Here is an 18,689-nt window from a genome sequence, read left to right as displayed (position 1 = left end):
GTTTAAACTTCATCAGTACTTCGCGATTTTTTGAACTGTAATTTTATTTCGTGAAATAACTTGGACATGATAGATTCCTGAGGGAAAGGTTCTCATGTTAATATGCTTTTTATCTATGTGAGAAACCAATAACTTCCCTTGACGATTAAAAAGCTTTACTACACTTGCATCTGAAAGTCCTTCAATATAGATGTACTCTGTAGTTGGATTTGGAAATATTTTAAGACGCTCCCCTACATTTATTGTCACCAAATCACTGAACTGGTATTGACCTGAATAATCCACTTGTCTGATTCTGTAGTAATAAGATCCTGGTGAAAGTTCTCTATCCAGAAATTGATTAGATTTTCCGCTTGAACTTGTTCCTAAACCATCAATTTGACCAATTCTCGAAAAATTTCTAGCATCCACTGATCTTTCCACGTCGAAATGACTATTGTCTACTTCTTGTACTGTCTTCCAAGAGAGAATGGCTTCATTTTCGCCTCTAAGCCTAACTGAAAACCTGGAAAGCTCTACAGGTAATGTCTGAATGCTAAATAACGCACATACCGCATCTATATCTGCTCCTGGTGATTCTTCATTTCCGCAATCCTCTGGTACATCGGTGAGTTGCACACTCTCAAAAACAAGCGTACCCCCAGCATAAAAATTTCCAAGGAATTGATCTATGTCCACTGAACGTGTTGATCCTTGAATGGTGTCGATTTCATAGTAGCCATCACCATTCGAATCTAACAATCCTTCATTTTCCAAGATGTTTATAGTTGCTTGATCCAATGGAAGTAGTGCTACACTAGTAGATTCAACCAGCGGTCCTACTTCGAACACCCAAAGATCGGCGTCTGAATTTCCTGAATTTGTCAACTTATTATTTGTGAAATCAAGTTCAATAGAGCCACCTTCTCCTAATGATACAAAAGATGCGACATTCTCAGAATAGTCACTCACGCCTAAGGCAAAAGCACTGTTCGTATATAAGTTCGACGGACACGTATTCGAATAGTTTCTCACTTCATCTGCAAAAGAAGTCCCGTTATCCTTACAAATGGTACATCCTGAATTAGGAAGTGACTGGCAGCTAGTATCCTCACAATCTATAAATCCATCTCCATCATTATCTATACCATCTGCGCACTCTTCTGCAAATTCTTCTCTAGGGGAAGGTGATAGAGATGAGAGGGCACAAACTGCATCGATATCTGCTCCTGGTGTGTTAGTGGAACAATCGCCTGGGACATCGATTAACTTCACCGCATCAAATAGTAAGCTACCCGCAGCATATGTTAATGTTAAATTAGCATCAATATCTATGGATGCAGTTGCTCCTGCAACCTGGCCAAATTCGTAATAACCATCTCCATCATTATCTGGAATACCCTCATTGATGAGAATGCTCTCCGAACTCTCTGTCAGAGGATGTAGCTCTATGTCAGTGGCTTCTACTAGAGTGCCCACCTCAAAGATCCAGAGATCTGGGTCTGCATTTCCTGAGTTAATCAATACATTGTCCTTAAATTGTAAGATCAACACTCCTTCATCTCCCAGTGAGACATACCCGATGTTACTACTAGAATGATCGCTAACCCCTATGGCCTTGAGTGAGTCGGTTTGTGTATTATTCTCGCATGTGTTTTGATAAAAGATAACAGTATCTGCAAAGGACATTGCGTCATTAAAGCAAGTTGCGCAGCCATTATCACCGAGCTGGATGCATTCTAAGTCTTCACAATCGGCAAATCCATCGCCATCGTTATCGATACCATCAGCGCAAAGCAGGGCTGTGTTCTCTTGGGAGAAAACACTTGTAGCTAGTAAAATGGAGAGTGTTATAAGTTTTAGATGTTTCATAATTTATAGCACTTGTTCATAGCATAAAGTCTTGATATTTACCTAGTGAGATTACCGTAATTACTCGTTTTGAAGGATAAGATTTCCACCAGTTTTGATAGTAATCTGATTAAAATTCTGGAATGAATTTGCCACATTGTTCCTATGGAAAAACATTCCTTCAATAATTGTAGTACCGTAGTTCATAAAACTACCATTGATCCCTATGGTAAGGGAAGCACCATCTTCGATCATTAGAGATCTTCCTAAATATTCACCATTGACACTTTCACCTATTGCTAAGACACCACTTGTAACCAAGGGCATATTAGCAGCTAAAGCAGGAATTAATACTCCTCTTGCTGAATTCGGGATAATCCGATACTTCCAATTGTAGCTATTGTTCCAATTCCTATCGTCTGCACCACTCCAGACGAATGGTGAAGTATTCAATAACGTAAGACTAAAAAAACCATCTCCACTACCTCCTAGATAATGACCACCACTGATGATCGTCGCATCAATTGCAAAACCATCATTAGAACCACCCATAAAATATCCCTTCGTATCTATCCAAGACACAGTAGCCACACCATCATTAGAACCGCCTATATAAAAGTCATCTCCGATCGCAAAATTTGCAGAAGCAAAACCATCGTGAATTCCTCCCACGAAAAAACTACCTTCAGTTTGAATACCTACTGAAGCAGAACCATCACTATAACCACCCACATAGAATGCATCATTTATTTGTAGCCCTATAGAAGAAGAACCATCATTAGGACCTCCTGTAAATTGAGCAAATGAAAGTTGGCTAAAAAGCAACATAGCATAGAATGTATACCTCATAATCACCTTACTATTCCTCTACCCCCGGTGCTTTGCACTAGGCATTCCGTTCCTCTAGAAATGTCGGACAGTCTAGAATCAGGATTGCACATTTGGTTAAATATTGCTGAAAATTGGCCCTCTCCTTCTACACTCAGTTCGCCATCTCCTGGCAAAACTTCACCGCTTGCATATGAAATGGTTTCACCAAGGCTACCAGACATTTCCATGACACCATAGTACGTTGCGCCTGCAAAGAACTGGTTGCTGCTTGCAGTTGCCGCATATCCAGCACGTACAGGAAATTCTGCAAACGGGTAAGCTTGCGGATCTAGCTGCCTTTCACTGCCTGTACCTATATCCGTCAACTTAGACTCAAGCACCTCATTGTAGAAAGGACTGCCCCAGGCAAACTCGTCATCCACAGGTTTATTCGGGCCTCGACAAATTTTAAACAACATGATATCACCTATCGGTTGCATTCCTGCCCAATCTAAATAAGCAGCAACTCTGTGAGGTTGTATCATATTACAGGCAATATTTTGTCCATCGTCTGCTTCCCCCGGTATTCCATTACCATTAAGATCACATCCAAATTCATACCTTCCCTCATTTGTTATTCCCAGGTCTATAATTCCATTTCTAAATTGCGGCGTATCATTAAGAACTAACGGATATATATTATAGCCACCAGGCTGTTGAGTAACTGTAAGTGTATTTAGAAAATCTGCATATTGCTGTTGAGTTATCTCGTATTTCATACAATAAAATTCATCATATCCTTTCACCTTTTGCGGGAGGATTGTTGGTCCAGTGGTTGAATTCTCCCTTCTGTATTCATTAGAACCACTTCCATAATTTATTTGCTGACTTTCAGAAGTAATGAGTACACCCTCGTGCTGATCATCGCCTCTGTGAAAAAAATCATGATTAGGAGATGAAGCATAGCCACCCCAGTAAAATGGTCCTTCAGGTATATAGACCATTTCAACACTAAAGACCTTAAAGTCAGGAAATGGAAAATTTTGTCCGATATTAATCAAGTTTTGGTTCTGATCATATACTTGTGCAAGAAATTTATATTGTGCAAGTTTTACCGACCCTTGTCCATCAAAACGCATAAAGACGAGGTGTCCCATATCATCATGAGGTGAGGTTTCCATATCTGCAGGCGCTGAAATTAACGATAGTCGAACGTGTTTCCATTGTCCTCCGGCCTCCTTGTATTTTGCAAATACATAGGCCGCATCTCTAAATTTATTTCCAAGCCTCCAGGCATTTTCCCATCCTAGGTCAAAAGTCAATATACTAGTATTCTCGTCAAAGGCTAGATTCTGTATTTTTAGATCATTACTAAACAGTGTATTTAGGAATAGGATAGAAATGAATAGCGTGAAGCAAAATTTAGTTTTCATCGTATTTAGTTTTTATTTCAATTTTAGATTTTACTGGGCCTAGAACTCATGTATACTGTATAATTTCAACAAGCCCTTTTTGCGTTGCAATTTTCCAAAGATCAAGATTCGCAAGATCTCATACATCACCTTAATGGAGTATGTCTTTGAGCATGAACTATTTCAGCTTCTCCATAGGCACAAAAGAGGGAACCGCGTTTTTTATTGGTTGTACGTTTTTTTAAACAGGATTATAGAATGATTCAATAGTTTAAAGTTCGGTACATAGTCGTTACAACTTTTTTACTCTTGGGTCATTGTTTGGTACTTTTGTTGCAATAGCATCTTCTTGTGCTTAATCTCGATGAGCAAAGTTTTCATTCAGTTATTGTTTTCTCATCCTTAACCTGGATGGACGCTACCTTTTCTACTAAGACTTGTTGTTGTTCTACTAAAAGTCGAACGGTATCTTTTAAATCTTCTATTTCCTCCTGCTGCTCCTGAATTGCCTTGACCAATACCGGCGTCAGCTTCTCATAATTTAAAGACCATAATCCATCATTGTCATGAGTGGGTTTTCCCACGATTTCCGGAATGATGTCGTACACTTCCTGCGCTAAAAATCCAATATCTTCTGCATAGTCTTCTTGTACAATTAGTCGTTTATCTTCAAACTTACTGCTATGGTGGTGGTATTGAACAGGCTCAAGGAGGAGTATAGAATGAAGGCCATAATTTATTGGTTTAACCTCACGTTTAACTCTTTTATCTGAATAGGTATTCCATGAATATGCCATTGCAGAACCTATAAAATCCGACTTGTTGGGCAGACCGATTCTATAATTGTAACCATTTGTAAAATCACTAAATATAATTCGACCATTTATGTCCAAAGATCCAGACATGTTTATATCTCCATCTCCAGATGCAGAAAAACTCCGACTATTATCGTTGTTAGTAAGACTTAAATTTCCTATTACGCCTAAATGGCCTGTTTGGGTTGATGACCCAATGGCTACAGAATAACCAGTAACTGAAAGAATATTACTTCTTTTATTTATTGTACCGTTTCCCACTGCAAATAGCTCTCCAGCAGTATAATTATTATACGCTCCAGCTATCAAGGAATTATCGGTTGTACTAATTAATGATTCACCAAATGTGGCACTGAATGCTCCATTGACAACATTCGTCAATCCTGCCGCAAATCCTCCTATGGCATTTACATTGTTACCCTGACCAAATGCGGTGCCTACATCTTCTTTAACAAAATTGTTGAATCCTGCTTTAAAGGAATTATTTCCATCCGCATAACCGAAAGAACCAAAACTTACGCTTCCATCACCACCTGCGCGCGTTTCACGACCTGCTGAAAAGGAACCTAATCCATTAGAAGAAGTCTCGATTCCCATAGCAACACTTCCGTATCCAACTGCACTATTTTGATTCCCAATTGCTACAGCATACTCAGCAGCTGAAGATGATTGATTGCCAAAAGAAAGTCCATATGCTTTGTCTGATGTAGACTGATATCCCATCGAGAAGCTATGCAAGCCATAAGATTGTGAATAATCACCAACACTAAAAGAAAAATCCGCATAGGCAACTGTTTGAAAGCCAAATGCTGCAGATCCAAATCCTGTAGCATTTGTATTCCAGTTTGAATTTAATATTTCCCCTGCTCTGAATGCTGCCTTTGCTTTGTTAAAAAACATAAAAGTATCTCGTCCCAGTTCATTGGGTAATCTATCACTACCGATCAATACTGAATAATTCGTGTACTTAGATTTTGTGTGTATTACATCTCCTTCAAATTTATCATTGACTATTTCAAAAATTCCGGAAAGCCCCCAATCTAATTCACCATTAATATCAGATATTAATGATTCTCCATCTTCACCCGCGCTTACTGGAAAGGAATAGTTTCTGAGTTTAAATTTTCCATTTTTTAGTACAGTAACTGCATTCTCTGGATTGGATTCTGTTCCTATTCCTACTTCCAGAATAGGGTCAGTATCAAGCCATTGATAGGAATTTCCAACTCCTTCATTATACCTACCTAGAGCAATACTTCCATAAGCATTCGAAGTGGTACCATAACCGATTGCTGTAGAGAAATTACCGCTTGCTGTCGAATTAATGCCCAAGGCTGTTGATACCGCACCTGATGCTGTATTTAACAGGCCCAGAGCAGTGGCATTTCCGCCAGAGGTTCGATTCTGAGAACCAGCAACAAAATCATAGCTTTCTTCTGCAATGTTATCGAAGCCAAGAACAACACTTCCAAATTTTTTTGCTTCACTTTGATGACCGATCACAAATGATGATGAGGCAGTAGCCTTTACTTGACTTCCTATAGCTAACGAGCTATTACCGATTGCTTCACTAAAATTTCCTGCTGCAAATGAACCAGAACCCATTGCTTTACTACCTATTCCAAATGCTTGTGAATAGTTGCCTGAAGCCTCTGTTTCCCTACCTGCTGAAAATGAACTCTGCCCCAGATTGTTTATTGACCATTGATTTGATTGCCCTAATCTACCAACTCTGAAAGCTCCTGTTTCCCTATGAAAAAAAAGTAGAGTGGTATCAATTAAAATTCCGTCTTGGAAAAAGTCATGATACCCCAAAAGTAGACTGCCATCTTTGATTACCGTCAATGCATTAGATCTTTTGCCATCACTTAATCCATTTCCTATTTCAAATAGTGGATCGGCATAAATCCAGTTGCCCGGAGTTCCAGATGCAACATTATATTGTCCAAGCGCACTACTAGAAGCAGTTTGTGCTTTTGTGCCTCGACCCACAGCAAAACTATTGAATCCATTGGCTTCACTCTGAAAACCCATGGCTGTTGCTGCATCTGCAGTAGCTTTTGTGTATATACCAAAGGTAGTAGCGTACTGCGCTGTTGATTCATTATATGCACCAAAAGATGTTGTGTAAAGAGCGGAAGCCAAAGTGTTATGTCCAAAAGCCATGGAGAACTTTCCGATATTTCCAGGTGACCAGGCATCTGAATCGATTACCCTACCGGCTCTAAGGTACCCTAAATCATTTCCCCAAAATAGAATGGTATCGCTTGTATTTCCAATAGAAGGCGCATAGTCAGAGCCGAAAATCACTTTTTCTTGTCCGTTCATTTGGCCAAGGCATAGCAAGGCAAATATTATTGAAAACAGTATACTAGAGAATTGAGGGATTGCTTTCATCTTTTTATTTTCTTAGGATATCATAATTCTCCAAAAATGCTCACATTGACCTACCTGCACATCACTTAAATGGAGTATTTCTATCGTTCGATACAAACATAGAGGGAATCATTACGCTACAGTTTCATTCTTGTCGCAATTGATGGCAATTCTGTAGCATAGGAAGGCAAAATGAATAAAGACAGGGCTTCTGCAACAAATTAAAAAGTTATTGCAACAAATGTGTCAGCATACATTTAATCATCGCCATACCTTTGAATGAAGAAATCGAGAAACCGTTTTCTGGCTAAAAAATAAAACTCCTTCATAATGAAAACATTGGCACTAAAAGCAACCAAAAAGCAGTATAATACGCTCAATCTTGTTCCGAGGAAGAGCAATAGGAAATTGGCTATACAACTCAAGAATAGAATAGAAATCATTGACATGAAAGATATTCTCTACTGCCAGTCCGATGCGAATTACACCCACATTTACATGGAAGGTGGTCAGAGAATATTGCTTTCTAAGACGCTAAAATCAGTTGGTGAAGCATTGAATCACTCGTTCATCAGAATACATCAGTCTTACTTAATCAATATTAATAAAGTGACCGCCATTGGCAACGAAGTAGAACTCCAAAAATCAATATCACTACCCATTTCCAGAGCCAAGAAAAACGCCACCCTGGAAGCCATAAAAAGATATTTCACCATTATTTAAACACATAAATACCAATTGATATGAATTTCAAATATTTAATTTTCAGCATGATGGTACTCACACTTAGCTGTACCAAAAACGAAGATCCTATCGTGGAACTTCCTACGGAGTATGAAGGTCAAAAAGTCGCAATCGGTGATGGATTCGCATGGTCCTATGTAAAGACCGACGCGAATCAAACACCAACAAGCATTGGAATCAGGTTCGATGGAGCAGTGATGGATGATCTACCTACAGAAGGGCTTTTGCCAACAGAATTCACATTGGCACTTCCTTCCGAAATTAGCGTGGCACCTTATGATCACATTACTATGGACTGGAACGCTCACGGACATCCTCCGATGATGGTGTATGATCTACCGCATTTTGATTTCCATTTTTACTTTATGAATGAAGCTGAACGCGATCAGATCACACCTTTCGATTCCGTGGAGTTTAATAAGCCATTGGCACCTGAAAATTTGGCTCCGCTGTATGCCGAAACACCAGGTGGAGTTCCGAGAATGGGTGCACATATTATTGATGTGACTTCACCGGAAATTGCGGGTACTGGGAAATTTACACACACCTTCTTATATGGTAAATATAATGGAGAACTCAACTTCCTTGAACCTATGGTGACGAAGGAGTTCCTCGATAGTAAAGAGCATGTAGAGAAAGAAATACGACAGCCGGAAAAATGGATGGAAGAGGGATTTTATCCGAATGCTTACAGAATTCATTATGATTCAAATGAGGATTTACATTCTCTTACCCTGATGAATCTTCAAAAATTTGATTAATTTTAAACAGCCGGTCTCTCTTGGGATCGGCATTTTTCTATTATGCGTGGTACCATTACAAAGCTTTTCATAGCGACCTTTTTTCTCATTTTCTGGCATGACGAGTCTGCAGCACAGTCTGATTCAGTATATGTAATCGATATACAATATCCTGTTCACGAGTTGAATCCACACTTAAAGGTCTTTTCAGATCCGGAGCGAAAGTACGATGAAATACAAATACTTACTGATACTTCTTTAAGCTCATTCAATGGAACTGAGTTAAAGCATGGATTTGGAGGTGAAAAATTCTACTGGGGTAAGATACGATTGCGAACCTCAGAAACACTTAAAGGGTGGACTCTTCACATAAGGGATACTTACATTGGTGGACCTGCATGGAACAAGGGCAATGGCAAAGTGGACTTTTTCGCTTTTGTCAATGGAGAACTCGCCTTTCATAAAAAAGCTGGACCAGGATATAAAAGAAATGAACGCGACATTGCTACGAATTGGGTGTTGAATCGAATTAAAATGGACTACTTTCCGGTGGACCAGGAGGTGGATCTTGTTGTTAGAGCTGAAGGTAATGACTTTGGGTTTCCAGCCTTCTTCAGAATCGACTTGAGGGGTCCTACTCAACCCTACTACCATCAGATCTTTCAGAGAAATAACACCTTTAACATTTTTATGTTTGGCGTGACTTTTATAATACTGCTTTATCACATCTTACAATATATCTACTTGAAGGATAAGACCTTTCTATTCTTTTCTATATGGCTATTATTTTGCTGTGCGACACAGTTTATGGGAATAGGTGGCTTACTCGACTTTTTCTATCCTCACGCTTCAGTTACGTGGATGTTTATTGCAAATGGCATTTACTTCGTTTTCTGGTTTTTTGGACGCTCTTTTATCAGATCAAAGGAGAAGTTTCCTGTCATCGATCGTCTAATGTTAGGACTATCACTCCTAATTATTGTTGAGATAATAATTGTGATGTTAATTGCAATCACTACTGATATAAAACCCCATCTTTTTGGCTTGGGATATCATTATCATGCTTTAGCTTTTCTATCTTTCTTAGGTACTTTACTGAGTATTTACATTGCCGTACAAAAGGACAATCTAGCTCGCTACTTTGGTATAGGAGCAATTATCGGTTCAAGTTTTTTTACTGTCGGTAGTTTATGGTCAGCAGGTATTATTGCTCGCGTTTGGGTCGATCCCTACGCTTGGGGAATTTTATTACAGATTGTCATCTTCTCTTTTGGCATCGCTTTCAGAAGGCAAATTCTGACGAAGCGTGCCAATGATGAAAAGCTCGCATCCGAAAAGAAGGTGGCAGAAATGCAGCGCATTCATGACTTAGATGAAATCAAGTCCAAGTTTTTTGCGAATATCAGCCATGAATTCCGAACTCCTTTAACACTTATACAAGGGCCACTTAGACAAGCGAAGAAAACAGTTGTGGGTAACAACAAGAAATACACCTTAGATGAAATGTCCTTTTCTCTATTGCAGAGAAATACCAATAGACTTCAGAATTTAGTAGATCAACTGCTTGACCTTTCAAAACTCGAAAGCGGGAATGTCCACCTTTCATTGGTTAAGGGCGGTATAATAGAATTTATTAAGTCCTTGGTTTTCTCTTTCGAAAGTATGGCTGAAAGACGATCGATTAATTTCAATACCCATTTTCCGTCAGAGATTGATGAAGGGTTCTATGATAAAGATAAACTAGAAAAAATCGTTACGAATCTGCTTACCAATGCCATAAAGTATACTCCTCCTAATGGAACTGTGACTGTGTCAGTAGATAATAATAATGATCAGCTTTCATTCAAAGTTTCAGATACAGGAAAAGGAATTAAAGCAGAGGATCAGCAGAAGATTTTTGATCGATTTTTTAGGGTGGAAGGGTCGGAAGAAAAAGGTTCAGGCATTGGGCTGGCATTGACAAAAGAATTGGTTGAATTACATAATGGAAGGATTCATGTTAATAGTACGATCGGAGAAGGAACCACTTTTAAAGTACACTTGCCTTTCCTCTTAAAGGACTTGCCGGAAAATCGGAATGTTTTTAATATGGAAGATTCAAGACAGGGTATCATAGGCGATCTAAGTAGAGAGGAGATCGTTTCTACACCAGAGATAGCCAGGGAGGACCTTATTCCAGATGGGACGGAAAAGAACGTCGTTCTTGTAGTGGAGGACAATGAAGATTTAAGAACTTACATCCATTCTATAGTCTCTAAAAGATATAGAACACTGTTAGCAAAAGACGGAAATCAGGGAGAGCGGATGGCATTCGAACATATTCCGGACGTCATCATCACTGACGTCATGATGCCTAAAAAAGATGGGTTTGCACTTTGTAATAGCTTAAAAAACAACCAAAAAACCAGCCATGTTCCGATCATTATGCTCACTGCAAAGGCAGGATTTGAGAATAAGATAGAAGAGTTATCACAGGGAGCAGATGCCTATCTGACTAAACCTTTTAAAGAAGAGGAGTTACTCATTAGAATCCATAACATGGTGGAATCTCGAAAGAAAATGTGGTCTCAGTTTCGGTCACTCGACCTATCACTGATTAATGACATGTCTCTGCAGTCTATTGACGATCAATTTGTACAGGAAGTGGTTCATTGTATTAAGGAAAATCTTGATAATGAAATGTTGGGCGTGGAAGATATTGCCAGATGCGTGGGATTTAGTCGCTCCCAATTGCATCGAAAGCTTAAAGCCATAACCAATAAATCTGCCAATCAACTTATCGTAGAAATTCGGATGAATGAAGCTCGAAGAATGTTGGAAAATAAGACCGGCACTGTGTCAGAAGTAGCTTATTCGGTGGGATATTCGAACCTGCCTTATTTTACTAAAAGTTTTAAGAAGCTGTTTGGTGTTTTGCCGAGCAAGGTGGAAAATCGATAAGTGCCTGCGAAAAGAATGGATGTAAAACGCAACAGGTTTTTTTTACAAAGTTTTCGATGGGATGTGACCTCTTATAGATTTGGTTTTGATCATTGGGGTTCATGGTTTTTCGATATGACACTATACGTTGTCATTTCTCCTTTTCCCTTTACATTAATCACTCCCCGTTTTTGACATTCGAAATCATCTTTTATCAACTCATAAGTGGAGCTACTGATATTGACCATCCCGATGATTCCGGTACTCTCAATTCGGCTTGCCAGATTGACCGTATTTCCCCAGATGTCATAAGCGTATTTCTTAATTCCTACGATTCCAGCGACAACAGATCCAGAATGAATTCCAATTCTTATGAGAAATGGAATTTTACCTTCATCTCTTCTTTTTGCATTATAGCTATCCATAAAATCCCTTATTTCTATCGCAGAGGATACAATATCTTGGGCATGCTGTTCATTAGGAATAGGCAAACCTCCCACACACATGTAACTATCTCCAATGGTCTTGATTTTTTCAATGTTATATTTTGAGATGATTTCGTCGAAAGCTATAAAACATGTATTGATGGTATCCAATAATTCCTGAGGAGCCATATCCTCAGTTATCTTTGTGAAATCCTTAAAATCTGTAAATAAAACCGTGACATCATCATAATATTGAGCCTTTGCTGATCCCTTATCCTTAAGTTCCTGAGCAACTTCTTGTGGAAGAATATTAAGAAGTAGTGATTCAGATCGATTCCTTTCTTCATCCAATTTCACATTGACATCCTTTAATTCATCATAAGCTAACACCCTTTCATTCCTAAATACCAATAAACAGAAGTAAAGCGCCACGAGCATTCCCAGGACACCTGTGAACAGATAGTTGTTCATGTTCTCATCACTGATATAATTATGAATTTCATATCCCGATTCCAAAAGAAAATAAACCACAGTAATAAAGACAATACAAATCAGCAGCCAAATCCATGCTGTTCTTCTGGTTCCTATTAACATAGCTATTGCGGGAATAAGCAGGAGGCCCTCTATGGTAGAAGTGAGTGCACCACTAAACATGGCATTGGTAGCAATTCCGATTGTATTCCCTAATAAGAAAACATGAGCACTTACAGATTTTGAGTAACCAAATTTATTTAAGAATGCAGCCAACAGACTCAGACTTGCTGAAACCAAATTGACAAAAACCATGGACTCAAAATGGACATAATTCACACTTACAAATAGGAGCCAGGCAATCGTACCTATTAAATATACCGATATTCGAATACGGCTGGCTCTCAAGGCGAGGTTATCCATATTGTGGGCCTCGGGAACAAAATATAAGACTAAAGAATTTAAAAGCTTAAGCAAGCGCTTTCCCATTTTTTCTTTTTGTTAGAATGGAAATAAAAGTACAATCTATCAATATACAAATACCGGATAACAGCATCACAAAATAGTTCTCTGGATAAAAAATGGCAGCTGAAACACCAATTAGTCCCGAACCTAACATCCTACACCAAGCAAAACTCAAAGAAAATTTACTAGGATCATTCATCCTGTACATCATTACCAAACATAGTATAGAGATGATCATATTGATGACATATCCTGAAGTAGCACCTATTCCGTCGTCTAAACCTTGTCTCTTAAAGAAATAACAAGCAAGAAGCCATAAGGTAAAATTGGCTAAGAGTAAGGGTTTCAAATGCTTTTTAAATTCCTTTAAAATGGGCTGCTTATGACCATATCGAAACAAATTGAAGTAGATATAAACGTCTAAAAAGAATGCACCGATATAAGCTAGTGCAAAGGCAAGACCAGTGGTAGGATGATATGGAAAGGCATAGACGAATTCCCATCCAAAATTTGCACCACCGACATAGGCAGGCATTTCTACGAATTTAATGACAATAATATTTCTTACTAATATCACATAGGCAATCAACCAAAAGATACAACCTATTATATTTATTACCAGTCCTACGGTATTGTATTCTGCGGTATTGAACCAGGGCATGCTCCACATACGTCTTTGTTTTAAGGGTATTACTTATAAAGTAAGTTACACGGTGGGTCAGACGTAAGATACTTTTCTTTTAAATTAAAGTTTAAAATTTCGTCGTTATTAACTTTTACGATTCCTTGAAATCATTACAATAAGTAAGATTAGTTAAAAATCTTATAACGTTTAAACGTCTGACCCTTTCTTAAAAGCCAGGCGTGATAAGTACTTGGTATATCATGGGTCCACTCAGGAATAATTAAGGTTATAAGGATCCGATCAAGATGTGAAAGATAGCCCACTATGATGGCCATTTTAAAAAAGAATCCACCAGTTCCAAAACCAATCAGTTCAGTGAAACCCGCTAATAAGGTAATGCCCCAGAATTTCGAAAGCCAGGCATGTGTGCAGGTTTCTTTTCCAAAACGGAGGAAACTGACCAGGTAGCAAAGAGCCTCTGTTGCAAATAGTATTACAATCGCGATCCAGTTTTCTCGAATGACATCAGAATGTAATGCCCAGGCAGTCCACCCTGCTGAAACCCAAAAAATCATATCTACTTGACTATCCAGGCGTCGTAGGAATGGCGTGGCAACTCCTGCATTTCTGGCTACAATTCCGTCTAAAATATCAGAGATTAAACCCAGATATAGCAATAAAACAATCCAGAAAGCATAATTGGTACCACCGAAGTATCCCATTATAAGCATCGCTGGAGCACATAATAATCTAAATATTATGAGGGCGTAAGGTAGAACTAGTTTATTTTTCATTTTTGGAAATTTGGGTATTATCAAAAAGCAAATGATGCTTGTATTCTTCGAATAGCGTAAAATCTTTACAAATATGATTAATCTTATGCTGTACATTTAATGGCCTGCTGTTGCTTAGATATCTCAAGAAAGAACCACTAGGAACGAAGAAAACTTTAGGTTTTTGCATAATTCCATCTTCACAATACTCTTCGTAAAGAACATTCAGATCCTTTAATTTTGCATGCAGATCATCGACAAATAACTCAAAGTTCTCTGGTTTAATATTACTTTCAATTAACCATTCATAATGTGGTTTATGATTTTGTTTCGAAATGGTTCCGGAACAAACATATTCCAGAAGCGTTAAGCCGTGTTTTTTGCAAGTGGCTGAAACGCACTCATCAGTTTCAGCTACACTGACATGCTCAGAAACCAATGAAATAGTTTGGCCTAGTCTTCCAGTAACGACCAACCTCCATGGATCCTTGGAAACAAATTTGACCGTGTCTCCGACAACATAGCTCCAAAGTCCCGCATTGGAAGTAACAAGCAATGCATACTCCTTATTTACTTCTATATCATTCAAGCAAATTCGTTGACTAGGGTCTTTATCTAGAAACCTGGCTTCAATGAATTCATAATATAGACCATTTTTGGGCATCATTGACATTCCCGGATATTCCAAAGTTTCTGTGAACGATATAAAACCTTCAGAACATGGATAGGTTTCTAGTCTGTCAAAATGTTTACCCATTTTTTGTTCTACAATAGAAGCGTAAGGGGTGTAGGCCATACCACTTGTACTAAGTAAACTGAATTTAGGGAAAAACTCCAGAAAACTTTGATCAGTAACTTCCTCTAATTTGTTTAAGAAGATTTGTAACCAGGGAGGAAAAGCAACTATACCTCTCAACTCTTTTCTTTTTGCCACTGCTTCTGTGACCATGAAATCAATCCTCGCCTCAAAGTCTTCAATCTTGTTGATTTCTTTGCTCGGTAGGTTGTATTTTTTCATCCATTCCGGAATCGTTTCGGCCATCAATGAGGATAAGAGCTGGGCCTTATAATTCCCGAATTCAATAGTATTAGGTCGCGCACTAAAAAACAACATCGGTCCTTTAAGTGCATTAAGACGACCATATTTCATGGTATAATGAGCCATGGTGGTTAATCGACCCATCTTTTGACTTTTCAAGGACTCCCGGGTAATGGGAATAAATTTTTTCCCGGATTGCGTACCCGAGGTAACAGAAAAATACAAAGGTTTGCCAGGCCAAAGCAAATCAGATTCACCTTTGCTTAATCGTTCTACCTGGCTTTTAATGTGCGCATAATGATGGATAGGAACCCGTTCCTTATACTGTGCATATGTTTTTATATCATTAAAGCCATATTTTCTGCCTGTCTCTGTTTCTTTAGCCTTGTCCAATAATTTTTTAAGCTGCCATCTTTGACTTGCTACGATATCTTTGGAAGCCCTTTTGTGATTGGTGTAAACGTATCTGGCTACGGGCGGATATATGATTGATCTGAGGCTCATTAGGGATCACGTCACTGGGTTTCTAAACGATGCTGAAAGCCAATGCTTCCATCTTGATAATAAAAGGTTTCCTGATAGTCTGAATCCGTAATTTCAAGTTCGAGATATCCGTTCATCAACCTTCTTGCCTGGCCTGGCCCCGGATTCTCTAAAGCTTTGGTTGGATACCATTCAATTCTACCCTCGTTCTTCGCCTTCTCCAATTTAGCACCAAGTCCATATGGTAAAGCGCCACATCCAATACACCGGAACTTTGTTTTAACATCACCTAATATCGTTGTCTTAAAGAACATTCCGTTGTGGATATGTCCAAAATACCACCGATCTGGTTCAAATCCTAGTGCATGGGTCACATCGGTCCAAAGTGCAAGTTCTTCTGAACCATCTGATGAAACGGGACCATGGTGAGTGAGGATGACGACATTTTCCTTATGGTCTTTAGTTTGTTCTTGTAAAAACGAAATTTGGTTAGGATCTACAATTCGTCCTTCAGTACAAAAGAAAGCATCACTATAGTAACTTGAATCCAGACCGATGAATAGCCAGGATTTTGCTTTAAAACTCCAGTAACTATTTCTTTTTTGATGTATAAAACTATGCTCTGCCAATACGGTATGAAAAAATCCCATATCTCCACTGTACAGGTCGTGGTTGCCATTCATGTTATACGAAGCCAGCTTACCGGGTGCCCAAGTCTTTAAAAATTGTCTCTCTGCTTCTTTTCGTGTTCCAGCATAATAAATATCACCAAGATGAACATGAACTTCTGCTTGATTTTCTTCCATCAGCTTTTGAATTAAAGCAGCAGGACACCATTTTTGTGTTCCATCTTTCCAAATTCCAGTTCCGAAATCAGCAACCATATTTATTCTAAACACCCCGTCATGGGTCCAGTCTTTGTGAACATGTTCAGTTCTGAAACAGTGTAATCTTTTTAGACCTAAGTGCACCAGGATATAATTCCAAATGACTTCTAACCAACCTATATCGAACAGTTCAAATTTTCCAAAAGCGATGAACATTCCTACACCATCGAGTATCTCCATGTCATCAATATCTGTTCGCCAATTCTCGATTTCACTTTTTGTAATGTTACTTTGCGGAAGTCCAAAAAGTCTGAGTATCAGGGTGCTGATCAATGGAATTCTATGATTAAGTGTGTGAAGAGCCAAGCCATGATCTAAGTCTTCATGAAACTCTGAGGTCGCAACGGTGTTGTCTTTGTATTTAAGAAATTCGTCTTCATGGTCCACTAAGTTTTGCCATAAGATTTCTCTGGGCATTGACTTTTTTCTCCATTCGTATTCATCTCTGCTTATGGTTCTTGTATGTACAAAATTGTAAATGTGCGAGGAAAGAGCCTTAATATTAGTTAGAAGGTGGTATCTCATTTCTGTGGATTTGATGAGTACACTGAGCTAAGCTTATAATGAAAGATAAGACGTAACTTGTACCTGTTTGCCCAAGGGCTATTCAGTAATAATAGTATTTTTAATTTATTTATATGGTGATATTAATATAATATTTGGTTTTAGGAAATACCAGCCATCATAATAGACCAGATCATTTATGATCCTAAACCTATTGATAGAAGGAATTTAGGTTTCGTCAACATGCAGATTTGTAGTCTTTGCCTTTCTTTGCTTGATTCTTTTTTTAAGAAAACTCCATGTTGGAATGAAAGATAAGCCTTTGTAGAAAAGACCAGGAAAGCGATAAAACCAAATTCCAATTCGCTCAAGTTTCACTAAATCTGCCTTTAAAGGCCGCAGACTTTCATTATAATCCTGTTTCGCTGAAAGTCCCTGATTCATCCCCACATGAATAGCCTTTGCTGCTAACTGACCGCTGATTATAGCATTAAAAATCCCTTCGGCCAGAAAAGGATCTACCAGTCCTGCAGCATCACCGATTAAGAATACTCTTTCAGAATTTTGAGAATAATGCTTTCCATTCAAGCCCACATATTGTCCGACGATATGATCTACTTTTACATGGCCAAGCTTTTTCTGTGCATATTCTATGACAGTTGATTTTGAAAACTTAGTTTTTAGATTTCCGGAGTACAAGCCTACATTTACGTGATTATCTTTGGGGAATAACCAGCCATAACCCTTGTCGATTACACCGAAATCAAACTCCATGTCCGGCAGTTTGGACTTTTCCATATACACTTTACCTTCTATTGCGAGCCCCTTACTAACCGATGAAAATTGATTGGTTAGTTTGCGGATAGTGCTATTGGCACCATCTGCCCCTATGAGGTACTTAGCCTGATAGGTACAATCTTTAGTTTTGATTTCTACGCTTGTTGCTTTTTCTGAAACAGATTCAATGGTATCGATAATTTCGAAAGAGACTCCACTTTCAATCACTTTGTTTAGACAAAACTCATCGAACTCTGAGCGTACGGTCATAGTGCAAAGTATATTTTCACTTTTGAACAGCATAGAGTTTTGATAGCCTTTGCCGATCACAATTCTATGGTTTTTTGACTTAATTACCGGTTCAATTTTATATCTCAGCGCATCGATCGTTTTTTGTGTAAGTCCACCGCCACAAGGCTTGATTCTGGGGAATTTGCACTTATCTAGAAGGAGGACTTTCATCCCATATTTCTGTAAATCATAAGCAGCTGAACAACCACTTGGTCCCGCTCCTACTATGATGACATCATGCATGGTGGGTTCAGAGAATTGATGGCTAGGGTACATATGAAATAGTCTGATTTTGGTGTCCTA

General features: G+C 38.6%; 13 protein-coding genes. 3 read left to right on the top strand and 10 right to left on the bottom strand.

Annotation, left to right across the window (positions count from 1 at the left end):
* Positions 1 to 12: 12 nt before the first annotated feature.
* From L2567_RS11015 to L2567_RS11000, 4 genes are all read right to left on the bottom strand, one after another.
* The gene (locus tag L2567_RS11015) at positions 13 to 1,851 is read right to left on the bottom strand and encodes a T9SS type A sorting domain-containing protein (RefSeq protein ID WP_235297822.1); all 1,839 of its coding nucleotides are present in this window, start codon (positions 1,849 to 1,851) and stop codon (positions 13 to 15) included.
* A 60-nt stretch (positions 1,852 to 1,911) separates the two neighbouring features.
* Positions 1,912 to 2,679: a hypothetical protein gene (locus L2567_RS11010; RefSeq protein ID WP_235297821.1), complete on the bottom strand. Its 768-nt coding sequence runs from the start codon at positions 2,677 to 2,679 to the stop codon at positions 1,912 to 1,914.
* A gap of 2 nt (positions 2,680 to 2,681) precedes the next feature.
* The gene (locus L2567_RS11005; protein ID WP_235297820.1) at positions 2,682 to 4,073 is read right to left on the bottom strand and encodes a hypothetical protein; all 1,392 of its coding nucleotides are present in this window, start codon (positions 4,071 to 4,073) and stop codon (positions 2,682 to 2,684) included.
* Positions 4,074 to 4,429: 356 nt separating this feature from the next.
* Entirely contained in the window at positions 4,430 to 7,264 is a 2,835-nt protein-coding gene (locus L2567_RS11000) for a tail fiber domain-containing protein (RefSeq protein ID WP_235297819.1), read from the bottom strand.
* A gap of 309 nt (positions 7,265 to 7,573) precedes the next feature.
* On the opposite strand from L2567_RS11000, the gene L2567_RS10995 reads away from it, so the two are divergent.
* From L2567_RS10995 to L2567_RS10985, 3 genes are read left to right on the top strand one after another with little or no spacing between them, the layout of a single operon-like run.
* Positions 7,574 to 7,966 (top strand): LytR/AlgR family response regulator transcription factor, encoded by a 393-nt coding sequence (locus L2567_RS10995; RefSeq protein ID WP_235297818.1) that lies wholly within the window; start codon positions 7,574 to 7,576, stop codon positions 7,964 to 7,966.
* Between the two features lie 47 nt (positions 7,967 to 8,013).
* A complete protein-coding gene (locus L2567_RS10990) occupies positions 8,014 to 8,748 on the top strand; it encodes a DUF5602 domain-containing protein (RefSeq protein WP_235297817.1) in 735 nt (244 codons plus the stop codon).
* A 42-nt stretch (positions 8,749 to 8,790) separates the two neighbouring features.
* Entirely contained in the window at positions 8,791 to 11,667 is a 2,877-nt protein-coding gene (locus L2567_RS10985; protein WP_235297816.1) for an ATP-binding protein, read from the top strand.
* Between the two features lie 89 nt (positions 11,668 to 11,756).
* On the opposite strand, the gene L2567_RS10980 is transcribed toward L2567_RS10985, so the two are convergent.
* The 6 genes from L2567_RS10980 to L2567_RS10955 all read right to left on the bottom strand — a co-directional run bounded on the left by L2567_RS10980 (position 11,757) and on the right by L2567_RS10955 (position 18,662).
* Entirely contained in the window at positions 11,757 to 13,031 is a 1,275-nt protein-coding gene (locus L2567_RS10980) for an adenylate/guanylate cyclase domain-containing protein (protein WP_235297815.1), read from the bottom strand.
* A complete protein-coding gene (locus L2567_RS10975; RefSeq protein WP_235297814.1) occupies positions 13,012 to 13,677 on the bottom strand; it encodes a transmembrane-type terpene cyclase in 666 nt (221 codons plus the stop codon). The genes L2567_RS10980 and L2567_RS10975 overlap by 20 nt, the downstream gene beginning before the upstream one ends.
* Positions 13,678 to 13,817: 140 nt before the next feature.
* Positions 13,818 to 14,426 carry a CDP-alcohol phosphatidyltransferase family protein gene (locus L2567_RS10970; protein ID WP_235297813.1) on the bottom strand — a complete coding sequence of 203 codons (609 nt, stop codon included), beginning with the start codon at positions 14,424 to 14,426 and terminating at the stop codon, positions 13,818 to 13,820.
* Positions 14,416 to 15,948, bottom strand: a complete 1,533-nt coding sequence (locus L2567_RS10965) for a GH3 family domain-containing protein (RefSeq protein ID WP_235297812.1) — start codon at positions 15,946 to 15,948, stop codon at positions 14,416 to 14,418. The genes L2567_RS10970 and L2567_RS10965 overlap by 11 nt, the downstream gene beginning before the upstream one ends.
* 11 nt (positions 15,949 to 15,959) lie before the next feature.
* Positions 15,960 to 17,339, bottom strand: a complete 1,380-nt coding sequence (locus L2567_RS10960) for a metallophosphoesterase family protein (RefSeq protein ID WP_235297811.1) — start codon at positions 17,337 to 17,339, stop codon at positions 15,960 to 15,962.
* Between the two features lie 207 nt (positions 17,340 to 17,546).
* Positions 17,547 to 18,662 carry an NAD(P)/FAD-dependent oxidoreductase gene (locus tag L2567_RS10955; protein WP_235297810.1) on the bottom strand — a complete coding sequence of 372 codons (1,116 nt, stop codon included), beginning with the start codon at positions 18,660 to 18,662 and terminating at the stop codon, positions 17,547 to 17,549.
* Between the last annotated feature and the right edge of the window lie 27 nt (positions 18,663 to 18,689).

The organism is Portibacter marinus (assembly GCF_021533195.1).
Classification (GTDB): Bacteria; Bacteroidota; Bacteroidia; order Chitinophagales; family Saprospiraceae; genus Portibacter; species Portibacter marinus.
This window is presented reverse-complemented; position numbering and strand designations above follow the sequence as displayed.

Bases quoted from the DNA above. Each gene is read 5' to 3' on its own strand.
- L2567_RS11015 (WP_235297822.1), bottom strand. From the start codon at position 1,851: ATGAAACATCTAAAACTTATAACACTCTCCATTTTACTAGCTACAAGT.
- L2567_RS11010 (WP_235297821.1), bottom strand. From the start codon at position 2,679: ATGAGGTATACATTCTATGCTATGTTGCTTTTTAGCCAACTTTCATTT.
- L2567_RS11005 (WP_235297820.1), bottom strand. From the start codon at position 4,073: ATGAAAACTAAATTTTGCTTCACGCTATTCATTTCTATCCTATTCCTA.
- L2567_RS11000 (WP_235297819.1), bottom strand. From the start codon at position 7,264: ATGAAAGCAATCCCTCAATTCTCTAGTATACTGTTTTCAATAATATTT.
- L2567_RS10995 (WP_235297818.1), top strand. From the start codon at position 7,574: ATGAAAACATTGGCACTAAAAGCAACCAAAAAGCAGTATAATACGCTC.
- L2567_RS10990 (WP_235297817.1), top strand. From the start codon at position 8,014: ATGATGGTACTCACACTTAGCTGTACCAAAAACGAAGATCCTATCGTG.
- L2567_RS10985 (WP_235297816.1), top strand. From the start codon at position 8,791: ATGCGTGGTACCATTACAAAGCTTTTCATAGCGACCTTTTTTCTCATT.
- L2567_RS10980 (WP_235297815.1), bottom strand. From the start codon at position 13,031: ATGGGAAAGCGCTTGCTTAAGCTTTTAAATTCTTTAGTCTTATATTTT.
- L2567_RS10975 (WP_235297814.1), bottom strand. From the start codon at position 13,677: ATGTGGAGCATGCCCTGGTTCAATACCGCAGAATACAATACCGTAGGA.
- L2567_RS10970 (WP_235297813.1), bottom strand. From the start codon at position 14,426: ATGAAAAATAAACTAGTTCTACCTTACGCCCTCATAATATTTAGATTA.
- L2567_RS10965 (WP_235297812.1), bottom strand. From the start codon at position 15,948: ATGAGCCTCAGATCAATCATATATCCGCCCGTAGCCAGATACGTTTAC.
- L2567_RS10960 (WP_235297811.1), bottom strand. From the start codon at position 17,339: ATGAGATACCACCTTCTAACTAATATTAAGGCTCTTTCCTCGCACATT.
- L2567_RS10955 (WP_235297810.1), bottom strand. From the start codon at position 18,662: ATGTACCCTAGCCATCAATTCTCTGAACCCACCATGCATGATGTCATC.